Consider the following 25,198-nt stretch of genomic DNA (forward strand, 5'->3'; position numbering starts at 1 on the left):
CTATTTTTGAATTGCGACCATTATCAACTAACTTAGAAAAAAAAAACTGTTCTAGATCAAGGTTTATTAAACACAATAGTGACGCTATGAGTTTGTTTGATTTAGATTAAGTTTTTGTACATTTGTGATGAAAATCTATTGACGCAGCGGGATTTAGAACGGTTCACCTTGCGGACATCATTTTACGTTATAATAAAAGCCTCTATAAGGCATGCTATGAACCAAACTACTTCACTTTTTCTCAATGGGTCTATCGCCAAAGCACTTTTTAAGCTAGCGATACCGATTATTCTTATTAATGTTCTACAGTCGGCTTATCAGCTGACGGATGCATTCTGGGTTGGCCGGTTAGGAGCCGCTCAAGTCGCTGCTGTTTCTGTGAGTATGCCTGTTACATTTTTAGTGATTGCGATCGGCTCTGGGCTTGCTATGGCTGGTGCTATTTTATCTGCTCAATATATGGGGGCTGGGCAACAAGAAAAAGTAAATCATGTTGCTGCTCAAACTATGTTAATGGTAACAATAACTGCCAGTGTATTAGGCTTGATTGGGTATGCTTTATCTCCTTATTTTTTAATGTTATTAGGAGTCGATGACGTTGTTTATGCCGATGCATTGAAGTTTATGCATGTGTCATTTATCGGTGTCGTTTTTGTTTTTATCTATGCCATGTTTCAGGCATTAATGCGGGGGATTGGTCAAACAAAAGTGCCTTTAATTATTGTTAGTTGCACTGTTTTACTCAATTTTTTGCTTGATCCATTATTTATTTTTGGCTACGGCCGTTTTGAGGGGTATGGTGTTATGGGAGCCGCTTTGGCGACGCTTGTTACACAAAGCCTTGCAGCATTGGCAGGGGTGATTATATTTATGCGAGGCCGTCATGGTATTCAGTTGCAGTTCTCGAGTTTTATTCCAGATATGGCTTATATAAAGCAGGCTTTTTTCTTAGGTGCGCCTGGTTCAATAGAGTTATCAACGCGGGCATTTGGTTTAATTATAATGTCATTTTTGGTAGCAAGCTTTGATACTCAAACCATCGCAGCATATGGTGTGGGTTCTAATATCCTGCAAATGGTAATGATCCCTGCAATGGGACTGTCGATGGCTGTATCGACCTTGGTTGGGCAAAATATGGGTGCTGGTAATGCTAAGCGTGCAGCCCAAATAACAAAACTCGCTGTAGTGTGGGGGTTAATCGGCTTAACGGTTATCGGCGTGCTTGCTTACGTCTTTGCCGCGACGCTGGTGGCATTTTTTATCCCAGATGATCCCGATGTGATAAATAAAGGTGCGCATTTTATAAGAGTTATGAGCTTAACATGGGGTGGGATTGGTGTGCAGTTGTGTGTAGTTGCTGCATTTAGGGCATCGGGTAATATGTTAAACGCGATGTTACTGGCCTTATTCTCTCAATGTGTGGTGCAGTTTCCAGTTGCTTATATTTTATCAAAACACACACTATTAAGTGATCATGGTATTTGGTATTCGTTTGCTGTGACCAATGTTGCTGTGGCTGTATTGTCTTATGTGTGGTTTTGTAATGGGCGTTGGCAACGAACACGCTTAACCAAGGAAGATAAAAATATTGCTAAAGTTACGCAAGAAGCATTTATAGAAGAGGGGAGTCATTAAGCGGTCATAAAGTCGCGTTGTAATAAACGTCTATTGATTAAATAGGTGTGACTTAGATGACGTTAGCTATTCAAACTCCCTTACAGACTAAAGCGAACACAGCCCAAGCGGTTGTTGATTACTTACAGACGCTGATTAAATTTAATTCTGTGACTCCACATCAAGCGGGTGCCATTGATTGGCTCGAAAGCCAACTAGCTACACTCGGCTTTGAGTGCGAGCAGACTACCTTTAATAATGTAACTAATTTAATTGCTAAAATACGTTTTGATGATGGGCCTATTTATGCTTTTTCGGGGCATATTGATGTTGTTCCAGCCTCACCTGAGCATTGGTGTACAGACCCTTTCTCTGGTGCTATTTTAGATGATGCTGTGTATGGGCGAGGTGCAGCTGATATGAAAGGGGGCGTTGCTGCTATGCTGCGAGCGACTGAGTATTTAGTTACTAATAAAGACGCTAAAAAAGGCACCTTTTACTGGCTAATTACCTCTGATGAAGAGGGAGAAGCCGAATATGGCTCTTTATTAATTGCAGAGCGTTTAGTGCAGCAGGGGGTTTGCTTAGATGGGTGTATTGTGGGTGAACCAACAAGCCACTTAAAGGTCGGTGATACGATAAAAAATGGCCGACGAGGCGCGCTGTCTGCTCGTTTACATATTGCGGGAAAAGCGGGCCATGTTGCCTACCCTGAAAACACAATTAATGCAGCCCACTTAAGTGCAGACGTCATCAAGCGCCTTACTAGCATTGATTGGCTATGTGACGAGCCGGGTTCAAACACGAGCCTGCAAATCACCGGGATCAACATCGACAATGTGGTTGATAATATGGTGCCAGCTCAGTGTGAGTTAACGTTTAATGTGCGATACAGCCACGGTTATAAAAGTGCAGATATTAAAAATGAAATTCAATTTTCGCTTGGTGATTTAGCGCAAAGTCTGAGCATAGAATGGGAGCGTCCTTGTGAATCATTTTATACCAGTCACCAGTCTCAAAATTGTTTATTAGCGTATGTAGAGCAGGCTGTATTGAGTGTAACAGGAAGTTACCCTCTATTAAGCACCAGTGGTGGCACATCTGATGGGCGCTTTTTTGCTAATAATCATACGCAGGTAATTGAATGTGGAGTACGTAATAATACAATTCACCAAGTGAATGAGCATGTGCCAATTGAGGACTTAGTAAAAATAGAACAAATATATACACAATTACTCATTAACATATTCAATGAAAATGCCCGCTGTTAGAACGGGCATTTTTCTCTTTTGTGTATAGAGATATACCTAAAACAACTCTAGAGGGTTTAGGTATAGGGTCTCACTTTTTACCTAAGTAGCGTTTTGCTTTGCTTGCTTTGACTTTTTCAAGGTCAACTAATACCAACCCATCAATGCAGTTATTAAATTCAGGATCAACACTAAAGCTTAAAAACTTGACCCCACCGGGTTCACATAATTCAGTGTATTGCTTAAACAAGGTAGGAACTTGTGCCCCCATGTTGGCAAGAATATGTTTAAGCTCAACAAAATCTTCTTTGATATCATCACCACAAAATACGCTTTGGCATTGTTTAAGCTGCTGCTCTGTGGCTTTAAACTCATTGTTTGGTGTGGCAATAATGTCTTTTGTACCGTAATAATGCTGATAGTAATGGACCAGCATGGCTTTTGCTTGATCAGGTAGTGCATTAGACACACTCACTGCGCCGTAAAGGTAGCGATACTGCGGGTAATTTTGTACAAACGCCCCAATGCCATACCATAAATAATCTAAGCTTTTTCGCCCCCAATATTTCGGTTGCACAAAACTACGGCCAAGCTCAATGCCTGCTTCAAAATACGGAGCCATCTCATCGCTGTATGAAAATAAACTGTCAGTGTATAACCCTTTTCGGCCATGTTTATTAATAACGTCTTGTGCGCAAGCTAAGCGGTATGCACCTACTAGCTCTAGTTGGTTTGGATCCCATAAGACTAAATGCTGGTAATCCATGTCATATTTATCGATATCACGACGCTTTCCACTGCCTTCACCCACAGTACGAAACGATATTTCGCGCAGCCGACCAAGCTCTCTAAAAATGGCAGAGCTTCCTTGATATTGATACAGATATATTTGCATGCCATCGTTCGTTGTGCCCAGTAACTGACATGCTTCAATGGCTTCTTTTAGCTCTTTTCTACACTCAGATGACGCAATAGGGGTTTGGGTTTTAAGGGGAAGTGTTTTTTTACTGACTAATCGGTATAGCTGCTTTCTAATGAGGTTCACAACCTCTTTATCTTTTAAGTTCTCAATTAAATAAGACTCAGGAGGGATTGATGCACCTATTTCGAATTCAAGAGATTTTTGTCTTTGCTTGAACATTTCTTTTACTAACAATAAGCTCGCTAACGGCTTATAAATCATGGATGTGCCATAAAATAACGGGCTGTTTTTTGCCTTGATAAAAATAGGTAAAATGGCACAGTTTGCTTTCTTTGCTATGCGAAGAAAGCCGCTATTCCACTTGCAATCTTTTATACCTGTCGGCCCGAGGCGAGAAACTTCCCCTGCGGGGAAAATCAAAATAGCACCCTCATCTTTGAGGTGTTTATGAATATTGCTAAGCTCTTTCTTTTTGCTCGTACCAGAGAGGTTGTCTACAGGTAATAATAAAGAATGCATGGGCGTTACTGACATCAACATCCGATTTGCGACTACTTTTAAATCTTTTCGAACACTGAACAACACTTTGATTAAGGCCAAGGCATCTAATGATCCGATAGGGTGATTCGCCACAATGACGAGTTTACCTTCACTGGGAATATTCTCGATTTGCTTGGGTTTATAACGTGTATCAAAGTCAAGCTCATCTAACACTTGCTCAACAAACTCAATCCCTTGTAAATGTGGGTAAGCATCACCAAACGCAACAAACTCTTGTTCATGGAGTAAATACCCCAATCCTTTTTTTACCAACCCTTTTACTTTAGGTGAGTGCTCGAGTTGCGGAAGGTTCGCTGCGATTACTTTATCAACACTGATCATAAATACCTCTTCGTCTTAGTCGATCAATATATGTTCAGAGTAGAAGCTGGCGATGACAATTAAGTTGCAGTTGTATGACTTTTTAAAGTGATTCATCCCTTCACAGTCACTTGTGTATATAATGGCACTATAAAATAGATGAACGGAGGAGCTAGATACTATGCATTTACTTTTGGCTATTAGTAACAGAGATTGCACTAAATTAATCAGTGCGCTAAAGGAAAACTTACCCGGCGTTGTTATTTCTCAGTGGCCTGAATGCGATCAGCCCGAAGATATTGAGTTCGTTGTCGCTTGGCAGGCGCCGGCTGACATGTGGTCAAAGTTACCTAATTTAAAAGTCGTGTCTTCTTTTGGTGCCGGTGTAGACAGTATTGATCTAGACTTGCTGGCAAAAGATGTTGTGGTAACACGTATTGTTGATCAGTATCTAGCCAATGACATGGCTGAATATGTGTTAACGCATGTGTTAGCACAGAAGTTGAGATTACGAGAATACTTTAATAAACAACAGAATAATCTTTGGCAACCAAAACGTGCGTATACTCACAATCATGTTCTATTTTTAGGTTTTGGTGAATTAGGCCAACACTGTGCAAAAAGGTTATTGCTTAACGACTTCACTGTGAGTGCTTTTTCGCAAAGCTTAAAAGAGGTTGAGGGGGTAACTTGTGTTAATACACAAGAGCAGCTCGAAGCGTTATTACCGTCAGCTGATTTCGTTGTGTGTTTATTACCTTTGACGGTGAAAACAGAGGGAATTATTAATGAAGCATTGTTGTCTCAATTGCCCAAGCATGCGGCGCTTATTAATGTTGCACGCGGCCAGCATATTGTCGATGACGATTTAATAGCAGCATTAAATAATCAAGTCATTCGTGCTGCAACACTGGATGTATTTTCTTCTGAGCCACTGCCAAGTGAGCACCCGTATTGGTCTCACCCTGCGATAACAATAACGCCGCATTGCGCTGCTTTATCCAGTATTGATAGTGTAGCTGAGCAAACTGCAAAAAATGCTAAGTGTCTTCAGAATGGATTGGAACTAAAATATAGGGTTGATAGAACAAAAGGTTATTAAAATTTGAACAGTTTATTGAGTATACATATTGTTAACATATGTGATTTTAGTTAACCTAGGACTGTTGCGTAAAAATAATAACAAAAAACAAGGTTTACTATGAAACAGCATCAGGGCGGCGTAAAAATAAGTCTTATCGTTATATCAGTCATATTGATGGGCGTATCAGCGTGGTTCAATCAAGCAAATGCAGATGAGTCAACAAGTATAGTTACCACCCAAAACAAATAAAAAATGGGCTTGAGTGCGTCAGCGCTTGGCGTGACGCTCTCTATTTTCATGTTTCTTTTCTTCACTCTTTTTAAGTAAGACATACGTTGCACCGATACCGCCATGGTGTTTTAGTGCCGTATGAAATGCCAAAACACAATCTAGCTCTTGTAGCCACTTGTTGGTGTAGCTTTTCAAGATTCCCGGTGTTTTTTTATTTTTTATACCTATGCCATGGCGTATTAAAATGACACGAATGTTTCTGGTGTGGCAGTCATAAATAAAATTGAATAATGATTTTCTTGCAGATTTTAAAGGTTGCCCGTGTAAATCAAGCGTTGCATCAACTTGGTACTTAGCTAATCGTAAGTTTTTGAACACACCGTCTTGTACGCCCGCATTTTTGTAACTCAGTAACGAGTCAGGAGGTAAAAGCTCCACAAGCTCACTGCGAAGGTAGTTCTCATCAAGGGATAAAGCTGCTTCAGCTGCTTTTCGTTTTTCTTGTTGTGACAAAGAGGACGCAGTCTTTACATGCTTTAGTTTGACCGTATCATGATTTAACGGCTTCACATCTTCCATGGATGATAAAAATAAATCAAAATCGGATACTGACATAGGTCACCTTAAATTAGCTTAATACGAATCGGATTTTAGCTTAGTTCACCATTTTAGTCATTTAGCAGATAAAAAAATACCCCGATGAGAACACTCAGCGAGGTATTAAATTATCTTGGGAGAGATATTAATTCGTCGTCACATTTAATTGTCCAAATGTATATACTTTGAACAGGTAGAATGTGTTGATCAACACTAAACTCATATTTGAGATAACACTTGAAGACATCAAATCTAAGCTAAACGATAAAAACAGTAATACGCAGGCGCTAACAGCAGCGATACGCAGTAAAGTTAGTTGATTGATAAATAATGCCCCTAATCCAAGGGCTAGCAGTATAAAATTTAAAAGCCAATCTAGCTCGTTTAACATGGTCGTTTCAGTGTACTTGTGTTGAAAAAGGAGCGCCATTATGGTGATCTTTTACACACCTTTCAACCAAGTAATTTTATATTTTTCAGATTAGTTATTTTAATCCAAAATCAACTTTTTCATTGCAGCAAAAAAACCACTCTTTTCAGTTACTCGGTACTTTTGACATGTTGCAGGCTGCGTTAGATCTTGGCAAAGATAAATTGTATTGCGCTCCAGGTCAGCTCTAGGCTGGAGGCTAGAGTCAAAAAGGTTCGCTCCATAACCAAATATGCCCGGCCAGTAGACACTTTGTGTTACTAAACCTAATTTCTGATAGGTTATCAATTGAGGCTTAGGGGTAATTAAAAACCCTAATACTAATACAACTAACGTAATAATTAATGTACGGCTCTTTGGTTTGGTGTCTTGTGCATTAATATCACTACCTGTACCTGCTACATTGTGTGCGCTAACAGGGGCTGTTTTCTTCGTCGATGACTGTGTTGTTTTTTTTCGTTGTGGGGTTTTTCCCAGTAGAGATTGTTTTTTTATTTTATTAGACATAAAGCAAATCTGGCCTTTTAAGCAGGTGTCTCTATAATGAGATCAGTGTATTAATAAATTTCTTAAGTATAATAACTTAAACCTAGCTGATAGCCTATGGGGATCAAGTATGAATGAGCAGCTTTCAATTTTAATAGTCGATGATGTAGGTACGGTTCGTAGTTTTCTCCATCAAACGCTCATGCATTTAGGGATAGAAGGGGTACGAGAGGCTTCTACAGCAGCTCAGTGCATCAGCGCCTGCCAAGAGGCTGATTTCAATATTATCTTTTTAGATATTGAATTGCCTGACGGTGATGGGAAAGAAATCATTGCGAAGATAAATGAAATTAACCCTGCCTCAAATGTGGTGATGGTTTCGGCTCACTCAACAGTTGAGAATGTCAAAGATGCAATTGATAAAGGTGCTAAGGGATTTGTAGTTAAACCTTTTACGCCTAAGAGAATAGCGGCCATGCTTAAAAAGTTTTATCCAGCCCTTGAAATAGTCTAATTTTCATATTTCGGATACAAAAAAACCGGCCTGAGCCGGTTTTTTATATTCTACAAATACAAATTATAGTGCTTTGATCTTAGCAGCTAAACGGCTCTTGTGACGAGCAGCTTTGTTTTTGTGAATTAGACCTTTAGTTGCGTAACGGTCTAAAATTGGTGTAGCAACTGCGAAAGCTTGCTGTGCAGCTTCCTTGTCGCCCGCTTCAATAGCAACAACTACTTTTTTGAAGTATGTACGCATCATTGAACGACGGCTTGCGTTGTGCTGACGGTTTTTTTCGCTAGTGATAGCGCGTTTTTTTGCAGACTTGATGTTAGCCAAGGTTTGCTCCTAACAATCTTAAAATAAGCTTAATTTAAAGGCCGTGGAATATGCCTTTTTTAATCATGATTGTCAATATAAAATTGACAAAACAAGAAAAACTGCTCCTTTTTAACGAACATCAATTTGCCGCTCTAGCAGTTAATATCCCTATTGTAACAAAGCCCATGCACTGAGCCTAGTGCTTTAGAGCGATTTCTAAAAAAGACTGTGGCATAATTAACTTTCTCATTGGTTTTAAAGCAGGTTTTAGTGTGGCAAAAGGGTTATTTCGTTCAGGTATGATTGTAAGTGCAATGACCATGATATCGCGTGTTTTAGGTCTTGTTCGCGATGCGGTCGTGGCTAATTTGTTAGGTGCTAACGCTGCTGCTGATGTATTTTTATTTGCTAATCGAATTCCTAACTTTTTACGTCGTTTATTTGCTGAGGGTGCCTTTGCTCAAGCATTTGTGCCTGTTTTATCTGAAATTAAGGAGCAACAAGGGGATGATAAAGTTCGGCTTTTTGTTGCTCAAGCTGCCGGTACATTAGGAGCAATCTTATTAATCGTGACGGTGTTTGGGGTTATTGCTTCGCCTGTGATAGCCGCTCTATTTGGTACTGGTTGGTTTATTGATTGGTACCAAGGCAACCCAGACGGTGAAAAATTTGTTCTTGCCAGTGAATTATTAAAATGGACCTTTCCCTACTTATTTTTTGTAAGTTTAGTGGCATTAAGCGGCGCAGTAATGAATGTTTACAACCGTTTTGCCGTTGCTGCTTTTACCCCCGTGTTACTTAATATATCAATCATTAGTTGCGCTATTTTATTCCATGACCAATTTAGCGTCGGTGCGTATTCACTTGCTATTGGTGTTTTTGTTGGTGGAGTTGTGCAACTCATATTCCAATTACCGTTTTTGTACCGTGCAAGAATGCTTAGCAAACCGCGTTGGGCATGGCAAGATGATAACGTTAAGAAAGTTCGGAAATTGATGATTCCAGCGTTATTCGGTGTTTCGATCAGTCAAATTAATTTATTACTTGATACTATGATTGCCTCGCTATTGATGACAGGCTCTATTGCATGGTTATATTACTCGGATAGATTGATTGAGTTTCCGCTGGGGTTATTTGGTATTGGCATAGCTACCGTTATTTTACCTGCCTTATCAAAATTACACAGCAGTAAAAAAAGCAGTGATTTTCAGCACACCTTAGACTGGGGGGTGCGATTCGTTATTTTCTTAGGCTTGCCAGCAATGGTGGGGTTAATGCTCATTAGTCCGTTAATTATTTCAGTGCTATTTGATCATGGCGCTTTTAGGGACAGTGAAATTGATCATGTCCATGCGGTAAGTTTAGGCGTTACAGCTTACTCGGTTGGCTTAGTCAGTTTTATGTTGATTAAAGTACTTGCTCCAGGTTTTTATGCTCGTCAAGACACCAAAACGCCGGTGCGCATTGGTATTATTACGCTCGTTCTTAATATGGTTTTTAATATTATCTTAGCGCCGTTTATTGGTTATTTAGGCTTAGCATTGGCGACCTCAATGTCAGCCAGTTGTAATGCTTATTTGTTATATCGGCAATTAAACAAAGAGCAGGTGTATACTTTTTCGCGTTTTAGTAGCCGATTTACGGTTAAATGTATTGTATCCAGTGCGATTATGGGCGTTAGTGTTTGGTACATATCAAACTTATTTTCATGGCGTGAATGGCACTTTAGTGAACAAGTAATTCTGCTGTGTGGCTTGTTGGCTATAGCTGGCTTTGTCTACTTCTTTTCGATGTTTTTGCTAGGAATAAGATTAAATACGATAAAAAACGTAGCAACTACTGAATCAAATTAAAAAAAAGATTATAATCGGCCATTCTACGGCTGAAATAAATTTTAGGCGAGTTAGCAAAGGCATTTAGGTGGTATGGAGTTAATCAGAGGTATTCACAACATTCGCACGCAGCATAATGGCTGTGTGTTGACTATTGGTAATTTTGATGGTGTTCATCTAGGCCATGCCGAAGTGCTAAAAGGCTTACTCAATGACGCTAAAAAGTACAATCTGCCAAGCACGGTGATGTTATTCGAGCCCCAACCACAAGAGTTCTTTGCAAAAAACAATGCACCAGCTCGGTTAACACGATTACGTGACAAACTAAGGTTGTTAGCCAATCTTGGTATTGAACGTGTTATTTGTATTAGTTTTAATCAACAGTTTGCGAATATGCAAGCTGAGCAGTTTGTTAATGAGGTTTTGATTAATAAGCTAGGTGTAAAAGCACTAACAGTGGGTGATGATTTTAGATTTGGTAAGCAGCGTCAGGGTAACTTTAAGTTACTAACCGAAATGGGTAAAACCGTGCAAATGGATGTAAAAAGCACAGCGAGTTTTCGCCAATTAAATGCTAGAGTAAGCAGCACGTTAATACGTGAAGCGCTGGCTAACGGTGAACTTGGGCAGGCAAAATCGATGCTGGGTCATAATTACGCCATTTCAGGACGAATCATTCATGGTTGGAAGCGTGGCCGAGAGCTAGGCTTCAGAACGGCAAATATTGCTTTAAAACGTCAAGTGTGCCCAGTTAATGGGGTGTTTGCAGTGCAAATTACACTTGGTGAAAGTACACTATATGGGGTTGCTAATATTGGCAACAAACCCACATTTAATGGAACGCGCGCATTATTAGAAGTGCACTTATTTGATTTTGCGCAAGAGATTTACGGACAGTTTATGCATGTGGAGTTAATAAAAAAACTCCGCGATGAGCAAAAATTCGAGACATTAACACAATTGACGGCACAAATAGCAACTGATGTTGCTGCCGCTAAACAGTGTTTTGGTTTAAATTAGGTAGCCGATACGGAAAGTAGGATTAATGAGCGACTACAAACATACTTTGAATTTACCGGAAACAATGTTTCCAATGCGCGGCAATTTGGCACAACGTGAACCAAAAATGCTTAAAACATGGTATGAAGACGACCTATACGGTCAAATTCGCAACGCTAAAAAAGGTAAGAAAACTTTTATTTTGCATGACGGTCCTCCGTATGCGAACGGCGATATCCATTTAGGCCATTCAGTTAATAAAATTTTAAAAGACATTATTGTTAAGTCAAAAACATTGTCTGACTTCGATGCCCCTTATGTACCAGGTTGGGATTGTCATGGTCTTCCAATCGAATTAATGGTTGAGAAAAAAGTTGGTAAGCCAGGCGTTAAAGTAACTGCAGCTGAATTTCGTGAAAAATGCCGTGCTTATGCTAAAAAGCAAGTTGAAGGCCAAAAGGTTGACTTCAAACGCTTAGGTGTTTTTGCCGATTGGGATAAACCTTACTTAACAATGAATTTTGATTTTGAAGCCAACGCTATTCGCGTGCTTGGTCGCATAATAGATAAAGGCCATTTACACAAAGGTGCAAAGCCGGTTCATTGGTGTACAGATTGTGGTTCTGCATTAGCAGAAGCAGAAGTAGAATACCAAGATAAACAATCACCAGCCATTGATGTACGGTTTGAATTTACCGATCAAGCTGCGGTTGTTAACGCATTTGATTTAAAAGCAGGTCATGAAGGCACTGGCACAGTAAGTACAGCTATTTGGACAACAACACCGTGGACGCTACCAGCTAACCGCGCAGTTGCCGTTCATGCTGATTTAGAATATGCCCTTGTTCAAGTTGACGATGAAGGCGCACAGCAGCGTTTGATCTTAGGCTCAGAGCTGGTAAAAGATGCCATGGATCGTTATGGCTTTAACCATTACCATGTTTTAGGTTATGTAAAAGGTGCTGCAATTGAGAATCTGCAAGTTGCGCATCCATTTTATGACTTTAATGTGCCGGTTATTGTTGCTGAACACGTAACCACAGATTCTGGTACAGGTATTGTTCATACTGCACCAGGACATGGTCAAGAAGATTTCGTGGCTGGTTTACAATATGGCCTAGAAGTTGCCAATCCAGTGGGTGCTAATGGCGTATATCTACCTGATACAGAATTATTTGCAGGTCAGCATGTATTCAAAGCGAATGCGAGCGTAATCGATGTGCTTACCGAGCGAAATGCGCTAATGCATCATCATGCGCTAACGCATAGTTACCCGCATTGCTGGCGTCATAAAACGCCAATTATTTTCCGTGCTACGCCACAATGGTTTGTCAGTATGGATCAGGCTAATTTGCGTCAAGACTCGTTATCTGAAATTAAAAACACCCAGTGGCTACCTGAGTGGGGCGAAAGCCGCATTGCAAACATGGTAGAAGGGCGTCCTGATTGGTGTATTTCTCGCCAACGTACTTGGGGAGTTCCAATCGCGTTATTTGTAGATAAAGACACCGGTGCATTACACCCGAACACGCAATCACTGATTGAAGAAGCGGCAAAGCTGGTAGAAAAATCAGGTATTCAAGCTTGGTATGACTTAGACCCTGCAACACTTTTAGGTGAAGCAGACGCTAAGCAGTACATGAAAGTACAAGATACACTCGATGTATGGTTTGACTCAGGCGTGACACATGCTTGTGTTGTCGATGCGCGTGAAGAGTTAACTGGCCCAGCTGATTTATACTTAGAAGGGTCTGATCAGCACCGCGGTTGGTTTATGTCATCAATGATGACATCCGTTGCAATTAATGGTCATGCACCTTACCGCCAAGTACTTACGCACGGTTTTACCGTGGATGAGAATGGCCGCAAGATGTCAAAATCATTAGGTAATGTTATTTCGCCGCAAAATGTGATGAACAAACTAGGCGCTGACATTTTACGCTTGTGGGTTGCTTCAACGGATTACACTGCTGAAATGACTGTGTCAGATGAAATTTTCAAACGTTCAGCGGATCGCTACCGTCGCATTCGTAACACCAGCCGTTACTTACTCGCTAACCTAAGCGGTTTTGATCCAAAAACAGATCAAGTTGCTATTGAAGACATGGTTGAGCTTGATCGTTGGATTGTTAGTCGTGCGGCACAGCTACAAGATGAAATTGTAACCGCTTATGATAGCTACCAAATGCTGCAAGTGACGCAAAAGCTGATGAATTTCTGTACAGTTGAGCTTGGTTCGTTCTACTTAGACGTGATCAAAGACCGTCAATATACAGCTAAAAGTGATAGCCATGCTCGTCGCTCTTGTCAAACTGCGCTTTATCATATTGCTGAGGCGATGACGCGCTGGATGGCACCAATAATGAGCTTTACCGCTCAAGAAATTTGGGAAGCTTTACCAGGTGAACGTGGTCAATACGTGTTTACGTCGGTTTGGTATGATGGCTTAGAGGCTGTGAGTGAAGGTCAGTTTAGTAATGATGATTGGCTAACAATCCTAACGGTTCGTGATGAAGTAAACCGCGTTCTTGAAGGTGCACGTAAAGAAGAAATCATAGGTGCAACTTTACAAGCTGATGTAAGTATTTATACAACAACTGAACTTGCACAAAAGCTAGCCGCTTTAGGTGATGAGTTACGCTTCGTATTATTAACATCAAAGGTAACGGTTACAGTAGTCGATGCACAACCTGATGCGACTCATGCAACTGAAATCGAAGGGCTATACATTAGCGTTGCAGCAACAGATGCACAAAAGTGTGAACGTTGTTGGCATTACAGTGATGATGTAGGAAGTAATCCTGCTCATCCTGAAATCTGTGGTCGTTGTGTGAGCAACGTAGATGGCGAAGGCGAAACTCGTCAATTCGCATAGGAGTAGTAAGTGAGCAAGCTAGCCCAAAAAAGTGGTTTAGTGTGGCTTTGGTTGAGTCTGCTATTTTTAGTAGCAGACTTCGCCAGTAAAACACTGGTCGTAAATACCATGAATCTGAGAGATTCAATTGATATATTACCGTTTTTTAATCTCACATATGTACATAACTACGGTGCGGCATTTAGTTTTTTGAGTGACGAAAGCGGTTGGCAGCGCTGGTTTTTAAGTGCAATCGCAATCACGATTAGCATACTGTTAGTTTGGTGGTTAAAACGCTTGCCTGCCTCAAATAAAGTCTTGTGTGGTGCTTATTCTTTAGTATTAGCAGGAGCGATAGGTAATCTTTACGATCGTATGTACTACGGCTACGTTATCGATTTTCTACATTTTTATTATGAAAACTGGCACTTCCCTGCGTTCAATATTGCTGATAGCGCAATTTGTGTCGGTGCTGCGTTGTTGTTATTTGATGCCTTTACTGGCGAAAGTCCAAAGGAGCATAAAGCATGAGCCAAACAGTTATTACTGAGAATTCAGAAGTTATTTTTCATTTTTCGATCAAGCTATCTGATGGCTCTGCGGCTGACTCCACCAAGGTTCATAACAAGCCAGCAAAGCTTGTGATGGGTGATGGCAGCCTAACAGCCAATTTTGAAAAGTGTTTGTTCGGTTTAGCGCCAGGCGACAGTAAATCATTTGAATTGGAGCCAGAAGATGCGTTTGGCCAACCAAATCCGGATAACATTTATTATGTTGATCGCAGTAAGTTTGGTCCAGATAGTCCTGCAAAAGTTGGTTCAATTATTGCGTTTACTCAACCGGATGGCACAGAATTACCGGGCCTTGTTCGTGAAGTACAAGGCGAGTCGGTTACTATTGACTTTAATCATCCTCTTGCAGGTCAGAAACTGACTTTTGAAGTGGAAATTTTAGAAGTCGATAATACGGCTAAGGTAAGTGATTAATGGATATTTTATTAGCTAACCCGCGTGGTTTTTGTGCCGGTGTTGACCGTGCTATTAGCATTGTAGAACGCGCGCTGGATATTTTTGAAAAACCAATTTATGTACGTCATGAAGTTGTTCATAACCGTTATGTAGTGGATGGTTTAAAGCGGCGCGGCGCGGTGTTTGTTGAAGAACTCGATCAAGTGCCCGATGACAGTATTGTTATTTTTAGTGCTCATGGTGTATCGCAAGCGGTTCGCAGTGAGGCAAAGCGCAGAGAGTTAAAAGTATTTGATGCAACATGCCCGCTAGTTACTAAAGTGCATATGGAAGTGACCCGTGCAAGTAGAAAAGGCACAGAATGTGTGCTTATTGGGCATCATGGCCACCCAGAAGTTGAAGGCACCATGGGGCAATATGATAACAGTGAAGGCGGTATTTATCTTGTCGAAACTGTTGAAGATGTTGCTAACCTAACGGTTAAAAATCCTGATAATTTATTTTACTGTAGCCAAACAACGCTCTCGGTTGATGACACTGCTGATGTGATTGACGCACTTCGTGCTAAGTACCCGGTTATTGATGGTCCTCGAAAAGATGACATATGTTATGCTACTCAGAATCGTCAAGATGCTGTGCGTGATTTAGCGGATAAAGTTGATGTGCTATTGGTGGTGGGTGCTAAAAATAGCTCAAATTCTAATCGCTTACGTGAACTTGCAGATAAAATGGGCACAGTGGCTTATTTGATTGACGATGCGAGCAGTGTTGAAGATGCATGGTTTGACGGCACAAATAGCGTTGGCGTTACAGCAGGAGCATCTGCACCTGAGGTACTTGTACAACAAGTCATTAGTCGTTTAAAAGAACTAGGTGGCAATCAGGTTATAGAAAATCCAGGCGAAGAAGAAAATATCGTATTCGCCGTACCTGTGGAGTTACGTTAATAACGTAAATATACAAAGGAGAGAGTCCAATGAGCAAGTCAATGCAACCCAATGCGTTGCTTTTTGGACCTCTTTTTACTGAACGTGGCTTATTAGCTACATTAGTTGTCGGACAAGTAATAGCAACCATTATTGCATTTGCTCCTGCGACATCTCAAGATACCTGGGTCCGCCTTGGAATTATTAGCCTCTTTATACAGCTTACTTTTCTTTTTAGCCTAAGCGGGCTCTACATTTTTCGCCATCAATTAAAAAAACACTCTCAACTTATACAAACGATCTGCTTGTTTACTTCATTATTTATTACAACAACCTTAATGAGTTTCCTAGCAATCGGTTTAATAGAAAATATGACTGAGATTTCTAAACCATGGTCATTTATTTTTAATAATTTGCTGATTGTTTTTCTTGTTGCGTGTTTATTTGTTCAATTTCTCGCAATTTATTTTGAAAAGCAACTTCAAACTCAGGCTCTTGCTAGAGCTGAACTTGATGCATTGCAAGCCCGTATACGTCCACATTTTTTATATAACAGTCTAAATACCGCTGCTGAGTTAACGCATTGTGATCCAGAAGCTGCGGAGCAAGCAATTCTAGCTTTAGCCGCTCTATCTCAAGCGGCGTTAAAAGTAGGAGAAGCCGTTGCCTTAGAAGATGAAATAGCGTTGACTAAGCAGTATGTAAGCCTTGAAAGTTGGCGTTTTGGCGACAGGTTAAAGATGAATTGGCAGTTGCCAGATTCACTCCCGCAGATAAGTATTCCTTGCCTTACCTTACAACCAATTGTTGAAAATGCAATTTGTCACGGCGTTGAGCCTTCTCCTGAGGGGGCAAACATTAATATTCAACTAAATGTCAGTAAACAGTCCCTGACGTTTTTAATTGAAAACCCTGTACATATACTTAAATTTAACCGTGCAGGAAATGGCATGGCGCTTGATAACATTCGTCAAAGGTTAAACTTATACTATCAAGGTCGCGCCTCGTTGAACATCAACATACGAGATGCTACTTTTAGAGTTAAGTTGGTACTTCCGTTGCAGAGTGTGAGGCTAGCATGAAGGCATTGATCGTCGATGACGAACCGTTAGCAAGAATGAGAGTACAGCGGTTACTTAGCGCTATTTCTGAATATTCAGTTTTTGAACAAGCTTGCAATGGTCAAGAGGCACTAGCAATAGCAGCCAATTTTGTGCCTGATATTGTATTTTTAGATGTTGATATGCCGCAAATGAATGGTTTAGAAGTCGCTGAAAAACTGAATGAGTTAAGCGTTCCACCTGCAGTTGTATTTATTACTGCGCATCCTGAACATGCATTGGATGCATTGCAGCTATCTGCAGCTGGGTATTTAGTCAAGCCTGTTACTAAAGACTCAGTTGAAAAAGTAACGGCTCAATTAGGCCGGGTCAACCGTGCTCATCTTCAAGCCCAGAAAGCTAAGTCAATCAGTTATCAAAGTAGCGGGATCATCAAAACAGTTCAACTTCACGATGTGTATTTTTTATCTGCTGAGGATAAATATACGCGTATTGTATTTAATGAAGGTGAAGCATTAATCGATCAAAGTTTAAAGCAGATAGAGCAAGAATTCCCCGCTTTTTTCCTGAGGACTCATCGTAAAATATTGGTTAATAAAGAACGAATTGTGGCATTAAAGACATATTGCGATGGGTCACATAAGGTACAAGTTGATGGTTGTACTGAAGAGTTAGTTGTTAGCCGACGTGAATATAAAAGAGTTAAATCTTTTTTATCTTAGGTACCGTTTATCAGTTAATTTTACCGCTTATCTACCTTCCCCTTGAATTTAAAATTAGGTCAATTAACCTTAATCTATGTAATTTTTTTGGTGCTGTTATGTATAATTTACCACCTAAATCGGTACGTGGTTTCACTTTAATAGAAGTGTTAATTGCGTTTATTATTCTAAGTTTTGGTTTACTTGGTGCTGTTGCATTGCAGGCAAAAGCAAAGCAAGCAAGTTTTGATGCTATGCAGCGTGCGGCAGCCATTGCACTTGGCAACGATATTATTCAGCGAATGCGCGCGAATGACGATGCGGGTTTAACAGCTCGCTATAATGGTGATTTCTCAAGTGATGACAAGTTAAACACACAGTTACGTTGTTATTCTAATGTGTGTACCGCCGCCGAAATTGCAGCACTTGATAAGCAGCAATGGATTAGAGCAATCCAAGCGCGAGAGAATACAGGAGCGCTAGATGATGCAACCGTGTGCATTAATAACCAAGCTGATGCTGCAAGGGGGAGTAATGCGTTTAATCTTGAAGTCATTATCAGTTGGCAAGGGCGTCAAGAATATACGGCAACCGGTGACAGGTCAGCAATAAAATGCGGCGCTAACAATAAAAAGCGCAGAGTCGTCGTACTGACAAGTTTTATGTATTTGAGGGCATCCTAAATGAAGCAAAAAGGATTTACGTTAGTTGAAATGATGGTCGCTTTGTTCATCGGTGGTTTGGTGCTCGGTGGCGTCATGTTTACATACGTGAGCATGAAAGTAACGACTCGTGACACTATGACCATTGGTGAATTACAAGAAACGGGTCGTCTCGCTCTGAGTATAATGCAGCGCGATATCGAACAAATTGGTTTTTGGGGCACGTTTTATGAAGATTCATTTTCAGTAGACAATACTGTTGTTGCAGGCAGTGCCAGTAACCCTGCTGGTGATTGCACTGAAGGGCTAAATAATAAAAGTTTCCCAGATAATAGTGTTAATTCTAATTTTCGACTTATTTATGCTATTGAATCAAGCGGTGGTGCCCAGCTCAATTGTATTTCAAACGCACAAGATAATACTGATGTTCTGCAGCTTAAGTTTTTAGAAGGGTTACAAATAGACACCGCTGATGCTACACAAAATAACAACGGCAACTATTACTTTATTGCTCAGCAAGAATGGGGGGAGTTTACTCGCGGTCCTGCAAACCCGGCTAATCCTAATTCAACCGTGTGGCGTTACCGCCACCATGTTTATTACATTGATGAGCAGACTTATAAGGTAAACAAACAAGATTTAACAATCCCCGTATTAATGCGTAAAAGGTTAACCCCTAAGGGTGGTATGATTACAGAAACCATAATGGAAGGCGTTGAAAATATGCGCTTTCTATTTGGTTTAGACACCAATTTTGATAGTCGAATAGACACATATCGTAGTGTTGAAAATATGACTGATTCTGATTGGGAAAATCGTCGAGGTATTTTAACCGTTCAAGTCTTTATATTGGTGCGATCTTTACAAGAAGATGCAGATTTGAATCAAATTAATCAAACTTACACGTTAGGTGAAGATGCGAATCAGCGAGTGTTGGTCTTTAATGATCGTTTTCGTCGCGCTTTATTTACGACAACGGTACGTTTAAATAATGTGGGGGCGAGTCAATGGCGAATTTAACATTAATAAATAAACAACGGGGTGTTGTTTTAATCGCTGCACTTATCATGGTTGTTGCTGTTACCGGTATTGCAGTCACGTTAATGAGCAGTGCAAGTGTTGATATAAAAATTACCAATGCAGCATTAGAGCGAGAAGAGGCTGAGAATATTTTAATGGGGAATGTGCAAAAGGTCATTGCAACTGAGGCGCAAAAAAATGGCGCAAGTAAATTACTCTATACCCGAGCGCAAATTCCAGATGGTTCAATTCCGCTAACGCAGATAGACGACACAGCCAGTGAATTGAGTAACCTAAACAATGGTGCCCTTGATTTGCCTTGCCCACGAGATTACGGTTACACCGCTGGTATTTCTTGCAATATGATTCAAGTCAATTCAACGATTACGTATGGTTCCAAAAGTAAACATACGTTAACCGTGACAACCGGCATTGCCCAGCAAATGGCGAGCCTAAACACTGGCGGCTAAGTGAGATTAGAAATGAATATTAAACAGTTAATGATAAAGTCGGTGTGTATCACTTTTGCGTGCTTTAGTTTTTACGGTGTGGCTGAAGATATCGAGTTATATGTAAACCATGAAGTTGAACTTGATGAAAAACCACGGGTGTTACTTGTGTTTGATACATCAGGCAGCATGGCATGGAGTGTCGTTGATGGCAAAAGCCAAACTTGCTACAAAAGAGTGAAATGGAATAAGTATCAACGGGGGGATTGTTTTAAAAGCTTAGATAGCTACTCATGGAATAAACAATGTTATATCTACAGGAGTGGTAGCTATAGAGCAGAGTGTGATGACACTCGATTAGGCGTTGCCAAAAAAGCAATCACGCAGTTAGTAGGTGATAACGATGACATTGAATTTGGTTTAATGCGTTTTAATGGCAGTAACGGGGGCTATGTTTTAGCAAAGCTTGGAGCAACAAAATCCTTTCTTTTAGATAAAGTTGATAATTTACCAGCAAGCGGAAGTACGCCACTTACGGAGACTTTGTGGGAAGCCTACCTCTATATCACAGGGCAAAGCGTTTACTATGGTGGTAATACCAATGACAGGGATTACACTGCAGAGTCTTCAGGAATATACCAATCTCCATTTAAGCCTGTTACAGGTGAGCCACTTCGCTGTGATAACAGCATTAACATCATCTTGATGACAGATGGTGATCCAACTAGTGATTCAAATCGAAATACTGATATTAAGAACCTACATAATTCACATTTTACTGATAACCCTCCCGTGGTCAGTAATAGTTATTTAACCGCACTGTCTAAAGTTATCAATGGCACCAAAGATGTTGAGGTTGATTTATATAGCCAGACAAACGAAACCCGTGAGTTTGGCAGAATCTTCCCGATAGGTTTTGGTACTGGGATGAGCAATTCAGGTAAAAATTTGTTATCTGAAGCGGCTAAGCATGGTGGCGGGCAATATTTGCATGCAGATACTGCAGAGCAGCTCTCTGAGGCACTTAAAAATACCATCACACGAATTCGTGAAGTAAACGATACCTTCACGTCGCCTTCGATTGCTAGTAATAATGTCGACCAAACGCGTAGCCGCGATTCTATCTATTATGCAATGTTTTACCCTGACAGTGGTGCACGCTGGCGTGGGAATTTAAAAAAGCTGAAAGTTTCAGGCACTCAGATTGTTGATTCTGCAAACTTACAGGCATTGAATCAGCAGGGTTTAATCGATAAAGATGCGCGCACATTTTGGTTGCCAACTACCGCCGCTGCGGATGGCAACTCTGTTGAAAATGGCGGGGTTAATTTGATGCTCTCAACGACGGCAAATAGTGGCCGAAACTTATACACAGATGCCGGAACAGCAGGGCTTGTCACATTTAATAAAACGACCGTATCGTCAGCTTATGGCAGTGACACTGAGGCTGTAAAAGCATTTGGTGTTGATAAGGATGAACTTCAAAAAACCATTGATTGGGCCAGAGGTATTGATGTTGATAATGAGGATGGCGACGCCTCAAGTAGTGATCAACGCTTAGATATTTTTGGTGATCCTTTGCATTCAAAACCTGTGACAATAGATTATGGAAATGATGATGTTCGAATTCTAATTGGCACCAATGCTGGCTTTTTGCACATGTTCAAAGATAGCGGCAATACAGTCAGTGAGAGTTGGGCATTTATTCCCAGTAGTGTCTATGGAATTATTGACCCAATACGCAAAAACGAAGCTGATACTAAAAAGTATGGTGTTGATGGACCGATAACAATCTATTTTGATGATGCAAATCGTGACGGTATTGTTAATGGCAGTGATAAGGTGTGGGCGTTTTTTGGCATGCGTCGGGGGGGACGAAATTATTACGGCTTGAATATCACTGATCCAAATAATCCTGCACTCATGTGGGGCGGACCAATTCAAGGAGGAACAGGTAGTTTTAGTGAGTTGGCACAAACGTGGTCGGCACCAACTGTTTCTTTTATTAAGGCATTTGGCGATGAGCCTGTGCTGATATTTGGCGCAGGTTATGACACCAATAAAGATACTGTGATACTGGGTGACGATAGTAAAGGCCGTGGTATTTATATTGTAAAAGCCTCTGATGGTAGTTTGCTGTGGGAGTTAACGCCAGCAACAGGCTTTCAAGGTAACAATAGCATTGCAGCATCAGTAACGCCCCTTGATTCGGATTACGATGGTTATATTGACCGAATTTATGCGGCGGATACCAGTGGCAGTATATGGCGAGTTGATATGCCAAGTACTAAAACAAGTGAATGGAGTCATTTTGAGTTCGCTAAATTAAATGGGTCAACAAATGCACTTGATAGACGCTTTTTTTACAAGCCTATGATAGCGAGAACAATGTACAGTAAGGTAACAAATACCACTTACAATGGAAAAACCCTTGTTACTCGAAAAGATACCCCTTTTGATGCTGTTTTAATTGGGAGTGGTAATCGTTCTAACCCGCTAGGAACAGTGACTAAAGACCAGTTGTTTATGATCAGAGATGTAAATACGCTGACCAAGACATTTAAGGGCCTAGATGTGCCCGATACAATTACCGTTTCAGATTTAATGAATGTTAATGAAGACCCTTTTGGTAATTCCTTGGATGATGTTGATAAGTTTGTTAAAAACGAAATACAACTCGGTAAGCAATCCGGTTGGTACTATGATTTGCCCGCCAGTGGTGAAAAGTCTCTCGCGGCTGCGACTGTTGTGGGAGGTGTTGCATATTACACTAGCTACACGCCAGCTTCAGCCACAGAAACCATTAATCAATGCTCATTAACGGGTGGTTCCGGTTCATTATATGCCTTTCATTTGCACTATGGCACTAAAGTGTATGACCAGTTAAGCTTTACAACAAGTAATGACGTGCCAGATACGCCTCAACTGTATTTTGGTAGTGCTGATAGTTGTGTCGATAGTAACTCTAATGGATATTGTGACGGCATGGGCGATGACGGAGAAGATGGAGGAAATGATGAGAATAAAAAGGTAGAAACAACAAGCCAATTTTTAATGATTGGGCCAGGTATAAAAGCGAATGACAGTTCTGATTTAAGTGCGCAAAATCCTTTTATTCCGAAAAAGATAAAAGGGCCAGGTATTTCATTCGATGAAGACGGCAATATTGATTTGGTTGATAGTGCGATTCCTATAGGTTTTGGCTTTAATACCCAACAGACTTTCATATATAAGCGAGAAGTGAATGATAATAAAGACAAGTAAACAACAAGGGTTCACGCTCATTGAACTGATGATAGCGGTTGCAATTGTAGGTATTATTGCATCGGTTGCCATACCAAGTTACTTTGAACATGTTAAGCGTACGGCACGCACCGAGGCGATAACTACCTTGCTTGATGCCGCGAATAGACAAGAGCAGTTCTTTGTTGATAACCGTCAATATACTGATGACTTAGGCAATCTGGGTGTTGTTTCACCTACAGAGAATGGTTTTTATACCATTACCGTTGAAATTGATAATGATGCGGGTACGTTTAGTTTTGAAGCAGCCCCAGCGGCAGGACCACCTTTAAAAGACGATGAATGCAAAACCTTTGTTATCAATGATGCTGGCCTTAAAACAGCGACACCGAATGCCAATAGTGCTAAATGTTGGGGGAACTAAGAGTCGATTAGCTCTATTCTAGGCATCTTGACGTGTTTTTGATTTTAGTTCGACCTGTATAACTAATTGAAATAGCAAGCCCTTCGTGGCTTGCTTTTTCATGTTCAGGGCAATAAACAAACGTACCATTATGAAAGCCCATAGGCGTTCCGTCATTGCGAAAAGTGATGAATGCACGTGGGTAGGTTAATTTATCTTGCTGATGTACAGCATCAATATATAAGAGGGCAACATCATCGTCATCAAACACGCCTACTTTATTTGAATCTTTAAAAACCGTGAGTTGCTGATGCCAATGACTTGCTATGCATTTATTATTTTTAAGGGCACACAGGGTTACATTTGAGCCGTATGAAACGGCATTTAAACGTGAAAGACCTACAGCGCGATTAATTTTAGCAATATGATTATCTAAACGGTTTTCTACAAGCAATGGCTGATAGTTAAATATTGCAAGGTGGCAGATTATAGCAATGATACTTAATACCATCATTGTCTCTATCAAAGAGGTGCCTTTATTCAGCTTTGTATAAGTGACCTTCATCCGTGAAGACCTCAATTGTGACAGTTCTATTAAATTTAGCTGACCCTATATTAGTTGCAAGGCGGTTGTGCAAATTAATTGCATTTACTATCAGTATCGCCGTTATAAAGTGTAGTGCCAGACTGAGTTATCGTGAGTGCTTTATTATTTTCATTGTCATTATTAGGGCAATAAACGAAGGTGCCTGCAGTAGTTGTTATTCGGCCGCTGGCATCAAAAATAATTGATTTATCACCCGAAAAGGTCAGTTGACTGTTTTCTGGTATTTCGTCTAATACTCTTAAAATCACATCGCCACGTTGTGGGTTTTGTACGCCGTTACTATTACTATCATAAAATACAAATACAGATCCTGATGTCCAACCGTTAGTGCAAGGAACACGTTTGTTATTTTTAATTCTGTTTGTACTCCCGCTACACACAACAACGAGCGAGTCAGTACTTGTGGCTTTAGCACGGGCAAAAGTAAGCGTTCGCTTTAAATCCAATAAATAGTTTTCAGCTTGGTTTTCTTCCAACATGTTGCTGCTGTTCCAAAACGCGATAGCAGCAAGAATACCCACAATTGAAATAGTGACCATCAGTTCCAAAAGTGTAAAACCGCGTTGTAGTTTTTTCATTATACACCTCTAAGTACAGATAAAATGGTTATGACATAACGTTGATAGCATGTGTTATGTTTTTTTAATTATTAAATTTTAATTAATGATACCACTGTTGATGATTAAATCCCCGTTATTCAATTGCTTTGTTTGCTATGAACAGCAGGATTGTCTAAAATCGATGCAATAAGAATTGAAAAGTAGCAATGAAAAATGAAGAAGATTGAAGCAATTATAAAGCCTTTTAAACTGGACGATGTTCGTGAAGCACTCTCTGAAGTCGGAATTACAGGGATGACCGTCAGCGAAGTTAAAGGGTTTGGTCGCCAAAAAGGGCATACAGAGTTGTATCGTGGTGCTGAATACATGGTCGACTTTTTGCCTAAGGTAAAACTCGACATCGTACTGGGAGATGAAGATGTTGACCGTGCAATTGAGGTCATCGTTAAAACAGCCCAAACGGGTAAAATCGGTGATGGTAAGATTTTTGTTACCGACGTTGAGCGCGTTGTACGTATACGAACCGCAGAAGAAGATGAAGACGCGATTTAACGTTAAACACGCAGCTTAAAATAATAAAAAAGGCGCTATTTCATAATAGCGCCTTCTTTATTTATC

26 protein-coding genes are annotated in these 25,198 nt (G+C 40.4%); 19 read left to right on the forward strand and 7 right to left on the reverse strand.

All coding sequences use genetic code 11. The features are described 5' to 3' along the window. Positions 1-216: 216 nt before the first annotated feature. Together ATS75_RS07860 and dapE are read left to right on the forward strand one after the other, a co-directional pair. Positions 217-1,635, forward strand: a complete 1,419-nt coding sequence (locus ATS75_RS07860) for an MATE family efflux transporter (RefSeq protein ID WP_058559891.1) — start codon at positions 217-219, stop codon at positions 1,633-1,635. A gap of 56 nt (positions 1,636-1,691) precedes the next feature. Then, positions 1,692-2,885 (forward strand): succinyl-diaminopimelate desuccinylase, encoded by a 1,194-nt coding sequence (gene dapE / locus ATS75_RS07865; RefSeq protein WP_058559892.1) that lies wholly within the window; start codon positions 1,692-1,694, stop codon positions 2,883-2,885. Between the two features lie 70 nt (positions 2,886-2,955). Here the strand turns inward: dapE and ATS75_RS07870 are convergent, their stop codons facing one another. Next, the gene (locus tag ATS75_RS07870; protein ID WP_058559893.1) at positions 2,956-4,668 is read right to left on the reverse strand and encodes a GNAT family N-acyltransferase; all 1,713 of its coding nucleotides are present in this window, start codon (positions 4,666-4,668) and stop codon (positions 2,956-2,958) included. 160 nt (positions 4,669-4,828) lie between these two features. Here ATS75_RS07870 and ATS75_RS07875 point away from each other — a divergent pair, with 160 nt between their 5' ends. Together ATS75_RS07875 and ATS75_RS20730 are read left to right on the forward strand one after the other, a co-directional pair. Then, positions 4,829-5,749 carry a 2-hydroxyacid dehydrogenase gene (locus tag ATS75_RS07875; RefSeq protein WP_058559894.1) on the forward strand — a complete coding sequence of 307 codons (921 nt, stop codon included), beginning with the start codon at positions 4,829-4,831 and terminating at the stop codon, positions 5,747-5,749. Positions 5,750-5,848: 99 nt separating this feature from the next. Further along, positions 5,849-5,980, forward strand: a complete 132-nt coding sequence (locus ATS75_RS20730; protein ID WP_268801560.1) for a hypothetical protein — start codon at positions 5,849-5,851, stop codon at positions 5,978-5,980. An 18-nt stretch (positions 5,981-5,998) separates the two neighbouring features. Here the strand turns inward: ATS75_RS20730 and smrA are convergent, their stop codons facing one another. From smrA to ATS75_RS07890, 3 genes are all read right to left on the reverse strand, one after another. Further along, positions 5,999-6,577, reverse strand: a complete 579-nt coding sequence (smrA, locus tag ATS75_RS07880) for a DNA endonuclease SmrA (protein ID WP_058559895.1) — start codon at positions 6,575-6,577, stop codon at positions 5,999-6,001. Between the two features lie 127 nt (positions 6,578-6,704). Continuing rightward, a complete protein-coding gene (locus ATS75_RS07885; RefSeq protein ID WP_058559944.1) occupies positions 6,705-6,950 on the reverse strand; it encodes a hypothetical protein in 246 nt (81 codons plus the stop codon). Between the two features lie 99 nt (positions 6,951-7,049). Next, the gene (locus ATS75_RS07890; RefSeq protein ID WP_058559896.1) at positions 7,050-7,496 is read right to left on the reverse strand and encodes a hypothetical protein; all 447 of its coding nucleotides are present in this window, start codon (positions 7,494-7,496) and stop codon (positions 7,050-7,052) included. A 109-nt stretch (positions 7,497-7,605) separates the two neighbouring features. Here ATS75_RS07890 and ATS75_RS07895 point away from each other — a divergent pair, with 109 nt between their 5' ends. Continuing rightward, positions 7,606-7,989 (forward strand): response regulator, encoded by a 384-nt coding sequence (locus ATS75_RS07895; RefSeq protein WP_058559897.1) that lies wholly within the window; start codon positions 7,606-7,608, stop codon positions 7,987-7,989. A 63-nt stretch (positions 7,990-8,052) separates the two neighbouring features. On the opposite strand, the gene rpsT is transcribed toward ATS75_RS07895, so the two are convergent. Beyond that, positions 8,053-8,313 (reverse strand): 30S ribosomal protein S20, encoded by a 261-nt coding sequence (gene rpsT / locus ATS75_RS07900; protein WP_016708897.1) that lies wholly within the window; start codon positions 8,311-8,313, stop codon positions 8,053-8,055. A gap of 254 nt (positions 8,314-8,567) precedes the next feature. Here rpsT and murJ point away from each other — a divergent pair, with 254 nt between their 5' ends. From murJ to ATS75_RS07965, 13 genes are all read left to right on the forward strand, one after another. Next, a complete protein-coding gene (murJ, locus tag ATS75_RS07905; RefSeq protein WP_268801561.1) occupies positions 8,568-10,148 on the forward strand; it encodes a murein biosynthesis integral membrane protein MurJ in 1,581 nt (526 codons plus the stop codon). A 72-nt stretch (positions 10,149-10,220) separates the two neighbouring features. Beyond that, on the forward strand, positions 10,221-11,147 hold the full coding sequence (gene ribF / locus ATS75_RS07910; RefSeq protein ID WP_058559898.1) for a bifunctional riboflavin kinase/FAD synthetase: 927 nt from the start codon (positions 10,221-10,223) through the stop codon (positions 11,145-11,147). Positions 11,148-11,172: 25 nt separating this feature from the next. Continuing rightward, positions 11,173-14,001: an isoleucine--tRNA ligase gene (gene ileS / locus ATS75_RS07915; RefSeq protein ID WP_058559899.1), complete on the forward strand. Its 2,829-nt coding sequence runs from the start codon at positions 11,173-11,175 to the stop codon at positions 13,999-14,001. A gap of 9 nt (positions 14,002-14,010) precedes the next feature. Next, positions 14,011-14,511, forward strand: a complete 501-nt coding sequence (lspA, locus tag ATS75_RS07920; protein ID WP_058559900.1) for a signal peptidase II — start codon at positions 14,011-14,013, stop codon at positions 14,509-14,511. After that, entirely contained in the window at positions 14,508-14,966 is a 459-nt protein-coding gene (gene fkpB / locus ATS75_RS07925; RefSeq protein WP_058559901.1) for an FKBP-type peptidyl-prolyl cis-trans isomerase, read from the forward strand. The genes lspA and fkpB overlap by 4 nt, the downstream gene beginning before the upstream one ends. Continuing rightward, positions 14,966-15,895 carry a 4-hydroxy-3-methylbut-2-enyl diphosphate reductase gene (ispH, locus tag ATS75_RS07930; protein ID WP_058559902.1) on the forward strand — a complete coding sequence of 310 codons (930 nt, stop codon included), beginning with the start codon at positions 14,966-14,968 and terminating at the stop codon, positions 15,893-15,895. The genes fkpB and ispH overlap by 1 nt, the downstream gene beginning before the upstream one ends. Positions 15,896-15,924: 29 nt before the next feature. Further along, positions 15,925-16,956 (forward strand): sensor histidine kinase, encoded by a 1,032-nt coding sequence (locus ATS75_RS07935; RefSeq protein ID WP_058559903.1) that lies wholly within the window; start codon positions 15,925-15,927, stop codon positions 16,954-16,956. Beyond that, on the forward strand, positions 16,953-17,657 hold the full coding sequence (locus ATS75_RS07940; RefSeq protein WP_058559904.1) for a LytR/AlgR family response regulator transcription factor: 705 nt from the start codon (positions 16,953-16,955) through the stop codon (positions 17,655-17,657). Before ATS75_RS07935 ends, ATS75_RS07940 begins: the two co-directional genes overlap by 4 nt. 98 nt (positions 17,658-17,755) lie before the next feature. Next, positions 17,756-18,319 (forward strand): type IV pilus modification protein PilV, encoded by a 564-nt coding sequence (pilV, locus tag ATS75_RS07945; RefSeq protein ID WP_058559905.1) that lies wholly within the window; start codon positions 17,756-17,758, stop codon positions 18,317-18,319. Then, a complete protein-coding gene (locus tag ATS75_RS07950; RefSeq protein WP_058559906.1) occupies positions 18,320-19,318 on the forward strand; it encodes a PilW family protein in 999 nt (332 codons plus the stop codon). Next, the gene (locus tag ATS75_RS07955) at positions 19,306-19,788 is read left to right on the forward strand and encodes a hypothetical protein (protein WP_058559907.1); all 483 of its coding nucleotides are present in this window, start codon (positions 19,306-19,308) and stop codon (positions 19,786-19,788) included. The genes ATS75_RS07950 and ATS75_RS07955 overlap by 13 nt, the downstream gene beginning before the upstream one ends. Positions 19,789-19,800: 12 nt before the next feature. Next, a complete protein-coding gene (locus tag ATS75_RS07960) occupies positions 19,801-23,031 on the forward strand; it encodes a pilus assembly protein (protein WP_058559908.1) in 3,231 nt (1,076 codons plus the stop codon). Further along, the gene (locus ATS75_RS07965) at positions 23,012-23,434 is read left to right on the forward strand and encodes a type IV pilin protein (RefSeq protein ID WP_058559909.1); all 423 of its coding nucleotides are present in this window, start codon (positions 23,012-23,014) and stop codon (positions 23,432-23,434) included. Before ATS75_RS07960 ends, ATS75_RS07965 begins: the two co-directional genes overlap by 20 nt. A gap of 13 nt (positions 23,435-23,447) precedes the next feature. Here ATS75_RS07965 and ATS75_RS07970 read toward each other — a convergent pair whose 3' ends face one another. Continuing rightward, positions 23,448-23,978, reverse strand: a complete 531-nt coding sequence (locus tag ATS75_RS07970; RefSeq protein WP_082665434.1) for a GspH/FimT family pseudopilin — start codon at positions 23,976-23,978, stop codon at positions 23,448-23,450. A 74-nt stretch (positions 23,979-24,052) separates the two neighbouring features. Continuing rightward, positions 24,053-24,598, reverse strand: a complete 546-nt coding sequence (locus tag ATS75_RS07975) for a GspH/FimT family pseudopilin (RefSeq protein WP_058559911.1) — start codon at positions 24,596-24,598, stop codon at positions 24,053-24,055. A gap of 195 nt (positions 24,599-24,793) precedes the next feature. On the opposite strand from ATS75_RS07975, the gene glnB reads away from it, so the two are divergent. Continuing rightward, complete coding sequence (gene glnB / locus ATS75_RS07980) at positions 24,794-25,132, forward strand: nitrogen regulatory protein P-II (RefSeq protein ID WP_058559912.1); 339 nt, start codon at positions 24,794-24,796, stop codon at positions 25,130-25,132. Positions 25,133-25,198: the final 66 nt, after the last annotated feature.

Source organism: Pseudoalteromonas sp. H105 (genome assembly GCF_001469215.1).
Taxonomy (GTDB): Bacteria; Pseudomonadota; Gammaproteobacteria; order Enterobacterales; family Alteromonadaceae; genus Pseudoalteromonas.